We start from the raw sequence: 17,411 nt of genomic DNA on the forward strand, positions 1-17,411 counted from the left end.
TTGGCCGCCCGCTGGCCAAGTCTCCCAGCTTCGGCCCTTGCCATCAAGTACACCTTGAAACCAGCCGTGGTTTTCGGGGCCGTTCAAGGCGCCTCGGGTGAAGGCGAAACCGGGAGTACAGGTAGGGTGTCGTAGTGGTTCGTCGTCTTCTTGAGCGAGCTCTGCCCCGGGATACCCGCCGCCGACGACTGGTCAGCGGGATGATGGCGATTGTCCGGGATGCCCGCCGCGCGGCCAGCCGCACTCGGGCAGCAGAGCCGCCCGCCGAGCCTGCGGAGCCCCATGCCGAGGCGTCAGCGGACGAAGCCGAGCCTGAGCCGGAACCAGTACCGCCGCGCCAGCCGGCCGGTGTGACCTATCGAGAGTGGTTCTGCCGGCTGCCGGCCGATCCCAGTGTCCTGGCCATTCAGCGGCAGTGGTTTGACGAGTGGATCCGACCGCTCAAGGTGTGGGGGCTGGTGGTGGACGACGGCGGCGACGTGGCCGCCACCGAGACGTCGCTGCACAACCAGTCGTGGGGCCTGGTCGAGGTGGTCAAAGTCGAGGTTGGCGGGCTGGCCGAGGAGTTCGACCGGCTGTCGCAGGACTGTCCCCGGGATCTGGTGGTGCTGCTGCGGTCTGGCGACCGGCTTCGGCCCGATGCTGTGTTCCAAATCGCACAGGCCGCGTGGCGCGACCCATGGCTGGAGTTGCTGTATTGGGACGATGACCTGGCCGATCTGGCCGAGGTATGGGAGTGGTACCTCGCGGGGATGCCGGAGGGCGTGTATTTCGAAGATGACCTGGACCGCCTGAGCCGGCCCCGTTTCAAACCGGGCTGGTCGCCCGATCTCCTGGTGTGCGCCAACTACATCGGACGGGCCTTTGCCGTTCGGGCCCGATGTCTTCGAGCCGAAGCCGCCCTGCGCTACCGCGATGCCGGGGCCACCGACGACTCCCTTTGGTGGGATCTGCTGTTGGGGCTGGAAGTCGCCGACCAGCAAGTATGCCGCCTGCCTGCGGTGCTTCAGACCATCGACCGCCGCGACGACCGCATCGAATCCCACCACCTGGAGCTGGTGAACCGCTGGCTGTCTCAGCAGGGCTGGCCGGCCCGGGCCGAGGCGGGGGCCAGCGGCGTCAACCTGGCGTGGGAGCCCGCTCGGGATGCGCCGGTCAGCGCCATTATCGCCACCCGCCACAATCGAGACTTGCTGGAGGGCGCATTCGACTTGGTGCGCTCAGCCAAACACCCTGCCGTTGAGCTCATCATCGTGGACAACGGCGGCCGCAGCGACGACAACGAAGCCTGGTACCGGGCTCGAGCCGCTGATCTGAACCCCGAGGTCATCTGGTGGGAGGAGCCGTTCAACTACTCCGCGGTCAACAATCGGGCGGCGGGCCAAGCCACCGGAGAAGTACTGGTCTTCTTGAACGACGACACCTCGCCCGGTCATCCCGGATGGCTGGACAACCTCAGCGGCTGGGCTCAGCGACCCGAGGTCGGCGTCGTCGGCCTCCAGCTCATCGACGACGAGGGCCTGATTCAGCACGGCGGGGCGGTCATCGGCATGACCGGGCTGGCCGGCCACCTGTTCCAGGGCATGCCCCCGCATTCCGACAGCCTTTTGGGATCCACTGATTGGACCCGCAACGCAGTAGCGGTGACCGGCGCCTGTCTGGCCGTGCGCCGTTCGGTGTTCGAGGAGGTCGGCGGGTTCGACGAGCGTTTGGAGCTCTGCGGCAGCGATGTGGTGCTCGGATTGCGGGCTCGGCAGGCCGGATACCGCAACGTGGTGTCGGCGGCCACCCCGATCACCCACAAGGAGTCGGCCACCCGGGGCGCGGAGATCCCCGACGGCGATGTGTTCGCCAGCTACTGGGCCTATCAGCGCTGGCTGATGGGCGGCGACCCCTACTTCTCCCCGAACCTCAGTGCCGCCCACCCCGAGCCGATGGTGCACTGCGAGGAGAAACCGGGAGTGCTGAACCAGCTCACCGAGATGCTGGGTCGGCCGATGGACATCTTCTACCAGCGCAACGAGGCCGGGGAGGCCCACGCGCTGGCCTTCGCCTCCGAGGCCGATCGGGAGTTGGCCGAGTCGGTCCGCCAAGGACATCGAGCAGTGCAGGGCCGACGCGAGGTGAGAACCGTCAACTGGTTTGTGCCCGAGTTCCAGAACCCCTTCTACGGCGGCATCCACACCGTGTTCCGGCTGGCCGACCATCTGGCTCGCAACCACGGGGTGGAGAACCGGTTCATGGTGATGACCGGTCCCATCGACCACGACGAGCGGTGGTACCGGTCGGGAATCTCCGCGGCCTTCCGGTCGCTGGCCGACAGCCCCATCGCCTACCACGACTCCTTCGCCTTCGATCCCGGCGACGTTCCCCCGGCCGATGCGGCCATCGCCACCATGTGGACCACCGCCTATTTCGCGGCTCGTACGCCTGATCAGACTCGCCGCTTCTACTTGATCCAGGATTTCGAGCCCATGTTCTACCCGGCGGGCACGCTCTACGCCCTGGCCGAGCACAGCTACCGGCTGGGGCTCTACGGGCTGTGCAACACCGGCCACCTCGCCGACATCTACCGGGATCGCTACGGGGGAGTGGCCGATCATTTCTGGCCCGCGGTGGACGACTCGGTTTTCCATGCCCGCAACCGCATCGACCCTGATCCCGACCGCTCGGTGACCGTGTTCATCTATGCCCGCCCCGGCCATCTGCGCAACTGCTGGGAGTTGGCCGCCCGGGCGGTGCGCCTGGTGAAAGACGAGCTCGCCGACGACGTGCGCATTGTGACCGCGGGATCGTGGGCCTTCCCCGAGCACATGGACTCCCTCATCACCCATATGGGCCAACTCGACTACCGGGAGACCGGCCCGCTGTACCGAACCTGCGACATCGGCGTGGCCCTCACCACCTCCGAGCACCCCTCCTATCTGCCGCTGGAGCTGATGGCGTGCGGCACCGCGGTGGTGGCGTTCGAGAACCCGGCGGGTGATTGGCTGCTGCGCCACGACCACAACTGCATGCAGTCGCCCCAGACTGCCGACGGGCTGGCGACTGAGATTGTTGCTTTGGTGGGGGACCAGCACCGTCGCCAACGGTTGGCCAAACAGGGCCTGGCCGACATTGCCGCCCGCCACGCCCGCTGGGAGCAGAACCTGGGCGGCGTGTACGACTACTTGTGCAACCCCGAGTCCGGGCTATGAACCTGGCGACGAGCCGGGGCGGCGTCCTTGAGATCTGGGGCTACCGGGAGCTGATCGGCCGCCTGGTGCAGCGGGAGCTGGGCTCGCGCTACAAGCGATCGGTGCTGGGGTGGCTGTGGTCGATGCTCAACCCGGCGGCCACCTTGGCCATCTACGCCCTGGTGTTCGGCGTGCTGTTGAAGTTCGACCCCCCTCGGGCCGGCAACGGCCGCTTCGACAACTTCGCCCTCTACCTGTTTTGCGCGCTGGTCATGTGGAACGCCTTCTACGGGGTGATCACCGGGGCCATGAGCGCGTTGTTGGATCTGGGCTCGCTGCTGGGCAAGGTGTACTTCCCCCCGGAGGCTCCGGCCGTCGCCGCCCTTTTCACCGTGCTGTTCCAAGCGGCCATCGAGGCGTCCATCTTGATGCTTATCCTCATCTGTCTGGTCAATGTGAGCTGGACCTTCTTGCTGTGGCCCGTTCTCCTGGTGTTCTTGTCGATCTTCGCCTTGGGGATCGGTCTGATGCTCAGCGTGTGGAACGTGCGCTATCGGGACGTGGGCTACCTGTCCACCATTGCTCTGCAGTTTCTCTTCTACGTGACGCCGATCGTCTATCCGCTGTCGTTGATCCCCGAGCGGGCCATGGGGCTGCCGGTGCGGGACATCATCCGGTTGAATCCGTTGTCGCAGTTCACCGAGGCCTCCCGGGAGCTGTTGTACGGGCTGGACTGGCCCGGTGTGCTTCGATTGGGGCTCATGGCGCTGATCTCGCTGGCGGTGGGCGCGGGCGGCTGGCTGATGTTCAAGGTCCGAACCCGCGATATCGCCGAGGAGCTGTAGTAGGCAATGGGTGAGAACGCAGTGGTCGTGGAGGGAGTGTCCAAGCGCTTCCGGCTGACCTTGGACCGGCCCCTCAGCCTGAAGGAAGCGTGGACTGGGCTGCGCCCCGGATCGGGCCGCCCGTTCCGCCGGGTGCGCAGCGAGCCGTTCTGGGCGCTTCAAGACATCAGCTTGGAGGTGCCCCGAGGTTCTATGTACGGGCTGGTGGGACGCAACGGCTCGGGAAAGTCCACCCTGTTGCGGGTTATGGCTGGGATCTACCGGCCCACCGAGGGCCGCGTGGAGATCAAGGGCCGGACGTCGGCCCTCTTGGAGCTGGGGGCTGGCTTCCACCCCGCACTGAGCGGCCGGGAGAACATCTACCTCAACGCCTCGGTGCTGGGCGTGCCCAAGGCCCAAATCGACGACCGTGTCGAGCAGATCGTGGAGTTTGCCGGGTTGGAGGAGTTCATCGACAGCCCGGTGAAGATCTACTCCAGCGGCATGTACGTGAGGCTGGGCTTCGCGGTTGCCGTCCACGTGGACCCTGAGATCCTCATCGTCGACGAGGTGGTGGCGGTGGGCGACGAGGAGTTCCAGCTTCGCTGCTTCAGCCACTTGGAATCGCTGCGGTCCCAGGGGGTGACCATCGTGCTGGTGAGCCACGACCTGGGGATGCTGCGGGCCAACTGCGATCAGATGGCCTGGCTCAACCGCGGGCTATTGGCTGCCGTCGGCGACCCCCAGGATGTGGTCAACGCCTACCTCGACACCATCGACACCGAGGGGGCCACCTCGGTGGGCCACCGTCCCCGCTCCGACGCCGAGGGGGACACACCACTGCGCATCACAAACCTGGAGTTCTTCGATGAGGCCGGGCATCGGCCCAAGTCGTTCGCGTCGGGAGACCCGCTGGTCGTGCGCATCCACTACTCCGCCTCCGAGCCGGTTGAAGACCCGGTGTTCTCACTGGGGTTCTACGACCACAACAACCTCCATCTGGCCGGACCCCGCTCCCATGTCGGCGGGTTCCGACCCGGCAAGGTGGACGGTGAGGGGTGGGTTGAGTTTCGCCTCAACCGCATCCCGTTCCGCTCGGGGGCGTTTCACGTCAACGCCGCCGTGCAGGACTCCGACGCCTCGTTTCTCTATGACCGCCGAGCCCGGGAGTTCTGGCTCCAGATTTCCGGTGAGCCCGACCCGCAGGCCAACGGGCTGTTGAACCTGGAGGGCGACTGGCGGGCTGGAGCCTGAGCCGGCCTGGGATGTGCTGATGAGCGCTGAGCCTCTGCCAATCACCATGATCGGCGACTCGCTTCCCTATGCCGACGGGGCTGAGGACGAACTGCTGGCACTGTTCCGAACGGTCGACGATCGCCGAGTGGGATCAGATGAACTGGCCTCGGCGATACACGATTGGCCCACCGCCTATCACCTGGCGCCGGAGCGGGCCGTGCTGTTGACGCCGGTGGCCATCGGCCCCGGCGACCAGGTGCTGGACGTGGGGGCGGGCTCGGGGGTCAACACCCGAATCTGCGCCGACCGGGGGGCGGCGGTGACCGCGGTGGAGGGCAGCGCAGCCCGAGCGGAGCTGATCGCTCACCGCTGCGCCGGGCTTGAAAACGTCCGTGTCCTGTGCGGGCCGCTGGAGGGGCTGGGAGACGACGGGCGCGAGGGCTACGACGTCGTTCTGTTGGTGGGAGTGCTGGAATATGCCGGCACCACCCCCGGCGGGGGACACGGGCCTGCGGCCCTCCTCAGCCAGGCGGTGGAGGTCCTTGCCCCGGGCGGTGTGGTGGTGTTGGCCATTGAGAACCGCTTTGGACTCAAGTACCTGCTGGGCTTTCCCGAAGATCACCTGGGGCTGCCGTGGGTGGGCTGGGAGGGCTACCGCGACGGGGAGCCGACCACCTGGTCGCGACGGGAGCTGGCCCAGATGCTGGCCGACGCCGGATTGGGAGCCCAGAAGTGGCTGTACCCGTTTCCCGACTACAAGCTGCCGACTGCGGTGCTGGCCGAGGAGATTTATGGTCAGCCCGGTGGTGTCGACATGGTTGACCAAATTGTGGGCCACCCCACGAGCCGCGAGTATTCCCGTCCAGTGGTGGTCGCCGATGAGCGGGCCGCCCACCGAGCGCTGCTGACGGCGGGCTTGGGGCCTGATACAGCCAATTCGTTTCTGGTTGTCGCTGGCCGGAATCCAGAAGCGGTGGCAGAGCGGGTTGACCGGCGGTCGCTAGCCTGGCGGGTGGCTCCTGATCGACGTCGACGCTGGAGACAGCAGGCTGTGGTGGTCGATTCAGACCAGGGTCTGGCCATGAGACGCCGTCTGGTGGCTGAAGACAGAGCCAGTGATTTTGACGGGTGGCTCGGGCAGGTAGAGGTGTCCGAAGAGCCCTATTACACCGGCCGGAATCTCGAGCAGTGTCTGTTGGACTGCGCCCGGGAAGGCGATGTGGACGGGTTCGCCGAGCTGTTGCGGGCATGGCGGGCAGCGCTGTCGGCTCGGGAGACCCCGATCGACTCGGTTGCCGCGCCCCATCCCTATCTGCCGGCCGATACCGAGCAGGCACTGCCCCCGGTGTGGCTGGATTCGGGACCCGACAACTTCGTGATGACTGCTGACAGCCTCAAGTTCGTAGACCGGGAATGGGTGGCCGCCGGGGGAGTGGATGTTCGGCTGGCGGTGGTCAGAGGGCTTTGGAAGACCGTCTCCGCCATGCTGAGCGCCCGCTGCCATTTGCCCTGGCCGGTCACCTGGAGCAACGACCGCCTCGTGGCCCATCTCGGCAGTTTGATCGGCCATGACATCCACGGCGACCTGCTCAAGCAGTGGAGGCAAGCTGAAGATGAACTGATGCGCCTGGTATACCGCCAGCCGGCAGTGAGGTTGGCTGAACTGCACGATGCCGGGAGCCGGTCCCGGATGGACCTCTTGGGATCACCTCTGGCCCCCTACCGTCGCATGGAGCACTTGGTCCATCAGCAACAGGAGTTGCTAGCCCAGCTATCTGGGCAACACGAGATGGCAGTGGACTTGGAGCAGGCCCAGGCCCAACTTGCTCAAGCCGACGCTCAGTTGGCGCAGATTCAGTCTGAGCTCGCCGAGGCCCAAGCCCGATTGGCCCGGGTGGCTTGGCGGGAGCGAATCCACAACAAGATTGCCAGGCTGATACGGGGCATCCGCGGGCGCTGAGGCTGCTCGCCGGGGTCAGTCTCCGACTTCCACCAAGTCTTTGAGCGCGATCCACATCTGCTGGCGCGTGACAGAAATATCAAACCGCTGGGCCGACTTGATGCCGCATTCGCGAAGGCTCTTCCGCAGCTGCTCGTCACCCAGCACTCGGTCGAGGGCGAGGGCCATGGTCAGGGGCCGCTTGTCGCTGAGCACGATGCCCGCATCCTGGACCGTCTCGGCCACGGCAGCCGCGTCGTAGGCCACCACCGGCAAACCGTTGGCCATGGCCTCCACCAGAGGCACGCCGAATCCCTCGTGCTCCGAAGTGCAGGCGAGCACATCCGACAGCTGATACCACTGGAGAAGGTTCTTGTCGGACACCTTGCCGGCGAACACCACCCGACTGTGCACGTCGAGCCGCCGAGCGAGGCTCTTCAAAGAGTGCAGGTACTGGGGAGGAGAGGCGTCGCCCACCAGCACAAGTCTTGATTGGGGCCGGAATCGCGACAGAACCGCGAAGGCGGCGATGAGATCGTGCTGGCACTTGTTGGGGGCCAGCCGGCCGACGAACAGCACGGTCCCCGCGCCGTCGATGTCCGTCGTGTTCAGCACGGTCCCCGCGCCGTCGATGTCCGTGCTGTCGCCCAGGCCAGCCTGTGGCATGCCGCTGCCCAGCTGCCACAACACGGGAGCGACCACTACGTCGTCGATGCCCAAGTCCCTCAGTTCCTGGGCGTTGAACTCCGAGTCGGCGATCCCTCGACGGGTCAGTCGGGCTAGTTGGCCGAGTTGCTGGCGTCCTCGCTGAGCGCTCTTGGCCAGTTCTGGCTGCCACGATTGGAAGTAACTGGCGGGGGTGATGTTGTGGTAGTTCAGCACGATCGGCGTCTTTTTCCGGATCACGAACTGAGCGACCTCCGACCCGATGGAGTGCTGGAGAATCGAGACGCGGGCATCGCCCTTCCACTTCTCGACAGAGAGATCGCTGCCATCAGACCGGCTCTTGCGCTCGACCACCACACGAGTCTCGAACCCCTTCTCCTCGAGCAGCTGCTGAATCAGCCGGGTGTGGTTGCTGGTGGCGTCTCCTGTGGCCATCTGCGGGACCAACAGGTCGACAATGGGGCTCATGACTGGCCCCGCGTGGCTGTGCGCTGGGCGACGACGATCTCGGTGATGCGGGAGTCGGGGCAGGGCTCCAGGCTGGCGTCGAAGCCGGCCTGCTCCAACAGGTGCCGCCAGGTGATCGGCGAGATGCCCAGCCCTGAACCCAACTCTGCGTCAACCCGGGCCCTGAGTGCGGGGTCGGCCACTGCTACCACGATTCGGCCGGTTTTCTTCAGCTTCAGGCTGGCTTGGTTGACCATTCCGATCAGGTCTTTGAGCGGGAGGGTTTCCACTATCCCGGTGAGCACAATCGTGCCGAATTCCCCGTCCTCGGCGCTCACCAGATGGGCGAGCACGCCACCAGTTCGAATGTCTATGCGACGGCGGAGCCCTGCGAGAACCCGGTCGGGATCTTGCTCCACGCCGTGGGTGCTGATGCCCCGCTCGCTAATGGCCTCGACGATGGCGCCTTCCCCGCCGGACAGCACCAGACACGGCCCCGAGCCCGCCAATCCGGCGACCTGAGACACCAGGCTGGCCGATGGCTCAGGAGGATTGTCGAGAACTCCGAAGCCGGCCGGAACAGCGCTGTCAGCCAGGGGACCGGCCGCGCCTTCCAGGCGGTTCAGTCGGGTTTCGACGTTGCGCAAGTGCCGGATCAGCACTCCGGCGAACACGTTGAACTGGTCGGTTAAAAAGCGGGCATACCAGTAGGACAGTTTGCGGATCAGCCACTTGACACCGCGGAGTCCCCGGCGCGATCCGATCGGGACGTGGGGATCGAGAGCGGCCAGATTCGCGGCCTGGTCCAAGAGGTCGCCGTCTTCGTCGACGGCTTGAGGAGAGGCCTTGGACTCTGCGATGTCGGCCCAGGCCTGCTCGATGTCGTGCTCAAGTCGGGCGATTTCCCGGTCCTGGCGGCGGCGCGTCTCGGCCTCGGCTTCGATTTCCGCGCTGACCTGTTTGAGGTCAAGTTCGCTCATGTCGGCGCGATCTTGGGACTAGCCGCCGGGCAAGCCGGATGATGGCCGGTCGAGCCAGGTCCTCGTGCAGGCGGAGGTTCTCGGCCTCCAGCTCGGCGATGCGGGTGTTCTGCTCGGCGATATGGGTGTCCTTTTCGGCCATGCGTATGTCCCGTTCGGCGATGCGGACATTTTGCTCGGCGATGCGGGCATCTCGTTCGGCCACGCGGGTGTTCCGCTCGGCCACGCGGTCTTTCCACTCCTCGATGCGGGTGTCCCGCTCAGCCACTCGGCTTTCCAGTTCGGTGATCTGGTCGTCTTGGTTGGCGGTGCGGTTCGTGAGGAACTGGTTGCGCGCTTCGGCCCCGAGGGCCCGATCGCGCAAATTGAGGATTTCGTGGCGGAGCTGATCGCGATCCTCGCCATCCACCTGATCGGCGGTCATGGGTGAATCGTAGTTGTGGTCCGACTCAGAGTTTACAGGGGGATGCCCCCAGTCGGCTGCCTCGCCCCAGCGGAAGGTGAACCTGTCCCATTCCCACGGCTCGATCACCGGCGGCCGGCTGGCGCTCTCGTGGTGGACGAGGGTGGCGGCGGGCTCCACCACCACCCGCAGCCCCGACTGGTTCAGGCGTAGGCACAGGTCGATGTCGCCGTAGGAGGCAGGGAATTCGAGCGACATCCCGCCCAGCGCCAACAGGTCCCTGCGCCGGGCCAGCAGGCAGGCGCCGGTGACGCTGCTCACATCGCGAGCCGCGTCGCCTCCCGCCGCGGCGGCTTCGGACAACTGGCATCCCCGGAACGAGTGGATGGGTTGGGCGTCTTCGAACTCAATGCCGATGTGCTGTATCGACCGGTCGGGGTACAGCAGGGTCGCCCCCACTGCACCGATGGCGGGATCGTCGAGGTGCGCGGCCATCTGCCCGAGCCAGTCGGAGGATTCTGCTTCGATGTCGTCGTTGAGCATCAGAACCAGTTCGCCGCGGCTGGCCAGCACGCCGCAGTTCACGGCTCGGGAGAAATCAAACGGTCCGGCGCCTCGATGAATGACCTGCACCGCCAGGCTGTTCGCCTGTCGGGGCGCCTCGCCCTGGAATTCGTCGCCCACCACCACGATCACCTCGGTGGGCGGGGGCTCGAGCAGGGCGAGCGTGGTCAGGCAGCGCTCCAGCATGGAGGTTTCAGCGTCGGGGAGGGCATGGCCAGCACTGGGAATGATGATCGAGGTGGTGGCCTGCGAAAGCGTTTGGGCATCGTCCATGGGGGTTGATCGATGCTACCGGGGGGCAGTCCGGGCGAACAGCCGACGAGAAGTGCCCTCTATTCGATCACCGCGACGACGTCGCCGCCGCCCACCGAGTCGCCCTCGGCCACTTTGATCTCTGCCACCGTGCCCGACTTCTCGGCGCACACATTGTTCTCCATCTTCATGGCCTCGAGCACCACGATGGGATCGCCGATCTCCACCGTGTCGCCCACGGCCACCATCACCTTCACGATGGTGCCTTGCATGGGCACGGTCACGTCGCCGCTGCCGCTGCTGCTGCTCTTGCTGGCCGCGGCGCGTTTGGGGCGCTTGGCCCCTCCGGACGCGGGGGCGGATGGGGCAGAAGCGGCCTCTGGCACCCACATCTTCACCGCATAGCGCTGGCCGTTGACCTCGACGTCGATTTCTCGCGACACGAGGGGCTCGGTGTCGGGGGGCGGGCTGTCTGAGGCGGGCGAGCTCTTGACACCGGTGAGATCCAGGGTTTCCTCCACCCACTTGGTGGAGTGGGCCAGCGCGGCAAAGTCGGAGTGTGAGAGGATGGCCACATCCGCGTTGATGGTGGTGGCCACGCCGTCAACCTCCATCTCGTCGAGGGCTCGCAGAGTGCGGGCGATGGCCGTGGGCCGGTCCCGTCCCCAGCAGATCAGCTTGCCCACCAGGTTGTCGTAGAATTGGCTGATTTCGTCGCCGGCCTCATAGCCCCCGTCCCAGCGGGTTCCGTATCCGCTGGGCGCCCGCAGCCCGGTGATCGGTCCTGGCGACGGTAGAAAGGCGCCTTCGGCGGGGTCTTCGGCGTTGATGCGCACCTCAATGGCGTGTCCGGAGATCTCGATGTCTTCTTGGGCAAACGGCAGGGGCTCGCCAGAGGCAATCCTGATCTGCTGCTCCACCAGGTCGATTCCGGTGACCAGCTCAGTGGCCGGGTGTTCCACCTGGAGCCGGGTGTTCATCTCCAAGTAGTAGAACTCGCCTTCCTCATAGAGGAACTCCACCGTGCCGGCGTTCACGTAGTCGCAGCCCTGGGCCACCTTCACCGCGGCCTCGCCCATGGCGGCCAGCACATCGGGGTCGATGCCCGCGGCGGGGGCCTCTTCGATGAGCTTCTGATGGCGTCGCTGGGCTGAGCAGTCGCGTGTGCCCAAGTAGACGCAGTTTCCTTGGCTGTCGGCCAACACCTGGACTTCCACGTGGCGGGGCTTCTCCAGGTAGCGCTCCATGTAGATCTCGTCGCGGCCGAAATAGCTGAGGGCCTCCCGCTGGGCCGACTCGATGGCCTCCTCCACCACATTCTCGTCGGCCACCACCTTCATGCCCCGGCCGCCGCCGCCGTAGGCCGCCTTGATGGCGACCGGGTAGCCGTGCTCGGCTCCGAACTCCCGCACCTGCGCGGGGTCGGTGATGAGGTCGGTGGTGCCGGGAACACCGCTTACTCCAACCCGCTCGGCAGCCTGGCGAGCGGAGATCTTGTCGCCCATGATCTCGATGGCCTCGGGATTGGGGCCGATGAACGCCACATCCCGCGCGGTGATTGCCCGGGCGAAGTCGGCGTTTTCGGAGAAGAACCCATAGCCGGGGTGGACGCCATCAGCCCCGGAGCGCTCGATGATGTCGAGAATGGCCTCGGTGTTGAGGTAGCTCTCGGCCGCGGTCTGTCCGCCCAACGCGTGGGCCTCGTCGGCCATCCGCACGTGGAGGGCATTGCGGTCGAGCTCGGAGTACACCGCCACCGTGGCGATGCCCATCTCCTGGCAGGCCCGGATCACCCTAACGGCGATCTCCCCCCGGTTTGCGACCAACACCTTGGACAACACGGCAATATGGTGGCAGACAGCCTGCTGACCACGCGAATAATGGCAGGGCGAGATAGGACGGAGCCAAGTGGCCGATTTTCGGATTGAGTGGGTGGATGAGACCGGCTCGACCAATGCCGACCTACTGGCTGCGGCCCGCGGAGGGGCGGAGGCCAACACGGTGTTGGCGGCCGACTATCAGAGCGCGGGGCGAGGGAGGCGGGGACGCACTTGGGGTGCGTCCCCCGGGTCGAGCCTGCTGTTCTCGGTGCTCACCAGGCCTCAGATTGACGTTGAGCAGGCCCACCTGGTGACCACCGCGCTGGCATTGGGGGCGGTGGAGGCCTGCGATTCGCTGGCCGGGGTGCGGCCAGGATTGAAGTGGCCCAACGACTTGGTGGCTGGTGATCGCAAACTGGCCGGAGTGCTGGCCGAATCGGTGGTGGCCGGGGAACGGCTGGAGGCCGTGGTGGTGGGCATGGGCCTCAACGCGCGCTCGGGTGCCGCTCCCTCTGAGACCGCTGGCAGCGCGGTGGCGCTTGAAGACGTGTGCGGTTCGGTGATCGACCGCCGAGAGCTGCTGGCGGAGATTCTGACCGGTTTCGCCCACTGGATGGAGAGAATCGAGGAGGCCGGTGGCCGGGCTGAGTTGATGGCTTCAGCGCGCCACGAGTCGGCCACTCTGGGCTGCCAAGTAACGGTGGAACTCGGCGACGGAACGGTGTTGGAGGGATTGGCCGAGGATTTGGACGATCGGGGCGCGTTGCTTCTAGAGGGTGGGACAAGGGTTGTGGTTGGAGATGTCGTACACCTCAGGGGTCAATCTGGGTCGCCTTGAGATGGGCGAAGGCTTGGGCGGCGGCTTGGGTGTGGGGGCCGGGGGCGGCAGGAAGGGGATGGCCGTCGACCGCGTGGATGGGGTGAACGTCGCGGGTGGTGGAGGTGAGAAACGCCTCCTCGGCTTCGGTCAGCGCTTCGAGGGGCACGTCTCGCTCGACCGCACCGGTCAGCTCGATCACGAGCTGGCGGGTGACCCCGGCCAAACATCCTGAGGCCAGGGTGGGGGTGATGAGCTGGCCATTGTGGGCCAGGAAGACGTTGCTTCCGGTGCCCTCGCAGAGCTGTCCCTGCGTGTTGGCGAAGATGGCCTCGCTGGCGCCGGCCGTCTTCGCGTCGGCCAGTGCCCGCACGTTGGCCCCGTAGGACACGGTTTTGAGGCCGGCCAGAGGGCTGCGCTCGTTGATAGTCCAGTCCACGGTTGCCACTGCGACGGTGGCGGGCCAGGGGGCTTGGGGAGTGGCGGCCACGGTAGCGGTCGGCGGGCTGTCGCCCCGGCTGCTGCCCAAAGGCCCGGTGCCGCTGCTGATGGTGACCCGCAGCCGACCCTCTTGGAGACCGTTGGCGGCGGCCACTGCGACCATGGCCTCCCGCAGCACGTCGGCATCGGGAACAGTGACGCCCAAGTGTTCAGCCGAGTAGGCCAGCCGTTCCAGGTGGCGGCGAGCGGCGAACGGCATCCCCCGGACGATGACCAGGGTTTCGAACACGGCGTCGCCCACCAGCCACCCGTGGTCGAACGGGGAGATCCGGGCCTCGTCCTCGGGTACCAGCGCACCGTTGATCCATACGATGCGCGCCTTTGGCGAAGCCTCAGCAGGCGTCTGCGTCATATCGCGATGTACTCGCCGGTGGCCACGGCCAGCAGCCGCCTGGCTTTCAGTTCGGTTTCCTGCCACTCGTCTTCGAGGTCACTGTCATAGGTGATGCCGCCGCCGGTGCCGAGGTGGAGGTGTCCGTCTTCGATCCACAGTGTGCGGATGGCCACGTTCAAGTCGCCCCGCCGGCGGTCGGCGTCCACCCAGCCCACCGCCCCGCAGTACGCTCCGCGAGGTTGCGGTTCCAGAGCATCGATGGCATCGAGGGCGGCCAGCTTGGGAGCGCCGGTGACCGACCCCGGGGGGAAGGTGGCGTCGATCAGCTCCGGCCATCCATAGCCGCGGATTAGTCGTCCTCGAACGGTGCTCACCAGGTGCACCAAACCGGGATGGTGCTCCAGGGAGAACAGGGCGGGCACGCTCACCGTGCCGTAGTCGCAGACCCGCCCCAAATCGTTGCGCACCAAATCGACGATCATGAGGTTCTCAGCCTGGTCTTTGGGGGTCAGCCCCGTCGGGTCGGCGGCGGTGCCTTTGATGGGAGACGATTCCACCCATCGACCGGTGCGTTCCAAGAAGCGCTCGGGCGAGGCTGAGGCGATGTGCACGCCGTGGTCGGGCAGACGGAGAACGGCGGCATAGGGTGCGGGGTTTCCATCGGCCAGTGCTGCCCCCAACGCGGCGATGTCGGTGTCGGGATCGATGAGCGGTGCGCTCAGCCGGCGAGTGAGGTTGACCTGGTAGACCTCGCCGGCGGCGATCATCTCCCGAATAGCCGAAACCCCGGCGGTGAAGCCGGTTTGGTCGAGCGAACTCGTCCAGGTGTCGGCCGGGATCCCCTTCCAGGGGCGGCCCTTCCAGGGGCGGGCCGGACGGACCGAGTCGAATCGGGCGCAGACTGCCTTGCCGTGGAAATCGATGGCCACCGCCCAGAAGCCCGTGGACTCCAAGGCGCCCAAGTCGTCGGTGACATCGACCAGCCCGGAACACAGGTGGTGTCCCACCACGGCAACAGCCGCCACCTCCATCGGGTGCAGTGTACTTACACTGGCGGGCAATGAGGCGCGGGCGTCGGCGCGGAGCACGCAAGAGAACTTGGGGGCAGCTTTTGGTGGTGCTGGCCGGTTTGGTGGTGTTCGCCGCCGCAGTGGGCGGGGCGGCTGGGCTGGGCATGGTGAAGTCGCAGGTCAGTCAGATTCCCCGAGTGTCGGTGGGGCTGTCGCTGGACTTGGTGGGAACCTCGGTGGACCCCGAGAGAAGGGGCAGTACCGAAGCCTTGAATTTCCTTTTGGTGGGGATCGACAACGCCGCGGGAATCGACCCCGACAGTCCCATCCACATCGATCGCGACGTCAACACGCTGCTGACCGACTCGGTGATCTTGGTGCGCATCGACCCCGATGCCGACCGAGTGGCCATGCTGTCGATCCCCCGCGACCTTTGGGTTCCGATTGCAGGCAAGGGGTGGAGCGAGCGGGTGAACGCCGCTCGGGGAATCGGCGGGGCGGCAACCCTGATCGAGACGGTGTCGGAGTATCTGGGTGTGCCCATCCACCACTACGTAGAGATCAACTTCGCGGGGTTTCTGCGGATCGTGAACGCAGTAGACGGGGTACCGGTGGAGATCGCCCAGCCCATCCGGGATGACTCGCTGGGATTGCGTATCGAGCAGTCGGGCGTGATCACCCTCGATCCCGATACTGCGCTGGCCTATGTCCGCACCCGCCGGCCGCTGACGGTGGCGGAGGGGGGCGATCCGGCGAACGACGGCGACTGGGTACGGCTCGGCGTGTGGAATGACCTGGAGCGCAACCAGCGGCAGCAGGAATTCATGGTGGCCACGCTCAAACGGGCAGTTGAGAAGGGCATCCGCAATCCGCTCACCCTGCGGCGGGTGGCCAACGAGCTTCTGGACGACGACAACCCGAGCATCACGCTGGACGACCGCATCACGGTGGGCCAGCTCGTGGACCTGGGCGACGAGTTCCGGTCATTCCCTGTCGACCAGATCGAGCGGTACAAGCTGCCGGTGGTGGACGCGGCCATCGATGGCAAGCAAGTGCTCCTGTTGCAGGAGGAAGAGGCCCAGTCGGTGCTGGAGTTCTTTAAGGCCCTGAGCTTGGCCGGAGTGCGGGTGCGGATATTGAACGGCACCCGGTCGGGCACCGTGGCCGGAGTGGAGGCGGAGTTGGAGCGGGCCGGGTTCTCGGTGGTGGATCGGGGCAACGCCGACCGATTCGATGTCGCCAGAACCGTGGTCCGCCATACGGAGGCCGCCGAGGACAAGGCGACGACTCTGGCCCGTTACCTTGAGCCCGCGCCACTCCGGGAGCTAGTGGCTGAGATCGATGGCGCCGACGTGGAACTGGTGGTGGGATCCGACTATGGCGCGGTGTCCGATACGCCCCGGGATTCGGCCTCTTGACGGTTGGCCATATACCACTGGTAGGTACGGCGTAATCCTTCGGTGAACGGCGTGGAAGCCACGAATCCGAACAGCTTTTTGGCTCGGCTGGGGTCGACGCAGCGCCGGGGCTGGCCGTCAGGACGGGAGGAATCCCATTCGATCCGGCCGGTGAATCCGGTGATCTCGGCTATGTCCTCCACCAGCTCTTTGACGGCGACCTCGCGGTTCGCTCCCAGGTTGACCGGCTCTGCCCCTCGGTAGTGCTCGGCGGCCAGCAGGATGCCCTTGGCCGCGTCGTCCACGTAGAGAAACTCCCGGCTGGCGGTGCCGGTGCCCCACACTTGCACGCAGTCTTGGCCAGCCTCCACGGCGTCAACGCACTTCTTGATGAGGGCGGGGATGACATGGGAGACCGACGGGTGGAACTTGTCGCCGGGGCCGTACAGGTTGGTGGGCATCAAGTAGATGCCCTCTTGGCCGTATTGGTCGCGGTTGGCCTGGAGCTGTACGAGCTGGGCCAGCTTGGCCACCCCGTAAGGTGCGTTGGTCTCCTCGGGGTAACCGGACCAGAGGGAGTCCTCAGAAAACGGAACCTTGGTGTATTTGGGGTACGAGCAGATGGTGCCCACCACCACGAGCCGGTCGGTTCCCGCCAGCCGGCACTGCTCAATGATGTTGGTACCCATGAGCAGGTTGTCGAGGTACAGGTCGGCGGGCCGCTCCTGGTTGGCGCCGATCCCCCCTACTCGAGCGGCCAGGTGGATGACGGCATCAGGCTGGGTATCGACGAGCAGCCTCTGGGTGTCGTCGGCTCTGCGCAGGTCGTAGTCGGCGCTGGACGGAACGGCTAGCAATGCGGGTTCTGCCTGGTTGAGCTGTCGGCAAACCGCTCGGCCGAGGAATCCGGTGCCTCCGGTGACCAGAACCCGCTTTCCCGCCCAGAAGACGCTCATCGGGCTACAGACTACGGGATGCTGGACAGTTGTGGGAGGTCATGGGTCGAGAGATTTGCCTGGCGACCTCAGGAGGCTCTGGGCTGGCA

General features: G+C 66.1%; 13 protein-coding genes. 6 read left to right on the plus strand and 7 right to left on the minus strand.

Features of this window, described 5'->3' with window-relative positions:
• Positions 1–134 precede the first annotated feature (134 nt).
• The 4 genes from ACOGI7_RS03935 to ACOGI7_RS03950 are packed head-to-tail and all read left to right on the plus strand — an operon-like array spanning position 135 to position 7,196.
• Positions 135–3,197, plus strand: a complete 3,063-nt coding sequence (locus ACOGI7_RS03935; protein ID WP_419850621.1) for a glycosyltransferase — start codon at positions 135–137, stop codon at positions 3,195–3,197.
• The gene (locus ACOGI7_RS03940; RefSeq protein ID WP_419850622.1) at positions 3,194–4,021 is read left to right on the plus strand and encodes an ABC transporter permease; all 828 of its coding nucleotides are present in this window, start codon (positions 3,194–3,196) and stop codon (positions 4,019–4,021) included. The genes ACOGI7_RS03935 and ACOGI7_RS03940 overlap by 4 nt, the downstream gene beginning before the upstream one ends.
• Before the next feature lie 6 nt (positions 4,022–4,027).
• Complete coding sequence (locus ACOGI7_RS03945) at positions 4,028–5,254, plus strand: ABC transporter ATP-binding protein (RefSeq protein WP_419850623.1); 1,227 nt, start codon at positions 4,028–4,030, stop codon at positions 5,252–5,254.
• 19 nt (positions 5,255–5,273) lie between these two features.
• On the plus strand, positions 5,274–7,196 hold the full coding sequence (locus ACOGI7_RS03950; protein WP_419850624.1) for a methyltransferase domain-containing protein: 1,923 nt from the start codon (positions 5,274–5,276) through the stop codon (positions 7,194–7,196).
• Positions 7,197–7,211: 15 nt separating this feature from the next.
• Here ACOGI7_RS03950 and ACOGI7_RS03955 read toward each other — a convergent pair whose 3' ends face one another.
• Genes ACOGI7_RS03955 through ACOGI7_RS03970 form a run of 4 tightly spaced genes read right to left on the minus strand, consistent with a single transcriptional unit; the run spans position 7,212 to position 12,328 of the window.
• Positions 7,212–8,309: a glycosyltransferase gene (locus tag ACOGI7_RS03955; protein ID WP_419850625.1), complete on the minus strand. Its 1,098-nt coding sequence runs from the start codon at positions 8,307–8,309 to the stop codon at positions 7,212–7,214.
• Positions 8,306–9,268 carry a hypothetical protein gene (locus tag ACOGI7_RS03960; protein WP_419850626.1) on the minus strand — a complete coding sequence of 321 codons (963 nt, stop codon included), beginning with the start codon at positions 9,266–9,268 and terminating at the stop codon, positions 8,306–8,308. The genes ACOGI7_RS03955 and ACOGI7_RS03960 overlap by 4 nt, the downstream gene beginning before the upstream one ends.
• Positions 9,255–10,508, minus strand: a complete 1,254-nt coding sequence (locus ACOGI7_RS03965) for a glycosyltransferase (RefSeq protein WP_419850627.1) — start codon at positions 10,506–10,508, stop codon at positions 9,255–9,257. Before ACOGI7_RS03965 ends, ACOGI7_RS03960 begins: the two co-directional genes overlap by 14 nt.
• Positions 10,509–10,567: 59 nt before the next feature.
• A complete protein-coding gene (locus tag ACOGI7_RS03970) occupies positions 10,568–12,328 on the minus strand; it encodes an acetyl/propionyl/methylcrotonyl-CoA carboxylase subunit alpha (RefSeq protein ID WP_419850628.1) in 1,761 nt (586 codons plus the stop codon).
• Positions 12,329–12,395: 67 nt separating this feature from the next.
• On the opposite strand from ACOGI7_RS03970, the gene ACOGI7_RS03975 reads away from it, so the two are divergent.
• The gene (locus tag ACOGI7_RS03975) at positions 12,396–13,145 is read left to right on the plus strand and encodes a biotin--[acetyl-CoA-carboxylase] ligase (RefSeq protein WP_419850629.1); all 750 of its coding nucleotides are present in this window, start codon (positions 12,396–12,398) and stop codon (positions 13,143–13,145) included.
• Here the strand turns inward: ACOGI7_RS03975 and ACOGI7_RS03980 are convergent.
• Complete coding sequence (locus ACOGI7_RS03980; RefSeq protein WP_419850630.1) at positions 13,120–13,977, minus strand: aminotransferase class IV; 858 nt, start codon at positions 13,975–13,977, stop codon at positions 13,120–13,122. The two genes, ACOGI7_RS03975 and ACOGI7_RS03980, sit on opposite strands and share 26 nt — an antisense overlap.
• Positions 13,974–14,990: a chorismate-binding protein gene (locus ACOGI7_RS03985; protein ID WP_419850631.1), complete on the minus strand. Its 1,017-nt coding sequence runs from the start codon at positions 14,988–14,990 to the stop codon at positions 13,974–13,976. The genes ACOGI7_RS03980 and ACOGI7_RS03985 overlap by 4 nt, the downstream gene beginning before the upstream one ends.
• Positions 14,991–15,019: 29 nt before the next feature.
• Between ACOGI7_RS03985 and ACOGI7_RS03990 the strand changes: the two genes are divergently transcribed.
• Positions 15,020–16,387 carry an LCP family protein gene (locus ACOGI7_RS03990; protein ID WP_419850632.1) on the plus strand — a complete coding sequence of 456 codons (1,368 nt, stop codon included), beginning with the start codon at positions 15,020–15,022 and terminating at the stop codon, positions 16,385–16,387.
• On the opposite strand, the gene ACOGI7_RS03995 is transcribed toward ACOGI7_RS03990, so the two are convergent.
• On the minus strand, positions 16,345–17,322 hold the full coding sequence (locus tag ACOGI7_RS03995; protein ID WP_419850633.1) for a GDP-L-fucose synthase family protein: 978 nt from the start codon (positions 17,320–17,322) through the stop codon (positions 16,345–16,347). The genes ACOGI7_RS03990 and ACOGI7_RS03995 overlap by 43 nt on opposite strands.
• Positions 17,323–17,411: the final 89 nt, after the last annotated feature.

Origin of the sequence: Candidatus Poriferisocius sp., assembly GCF_965204145.1 — a bacterium.
Taxonomy (GTDB): Bacteria; Actinomycetota; Acidimicrobiia; order Acidimicrobiales; family Bin134; genus Poriferisocius.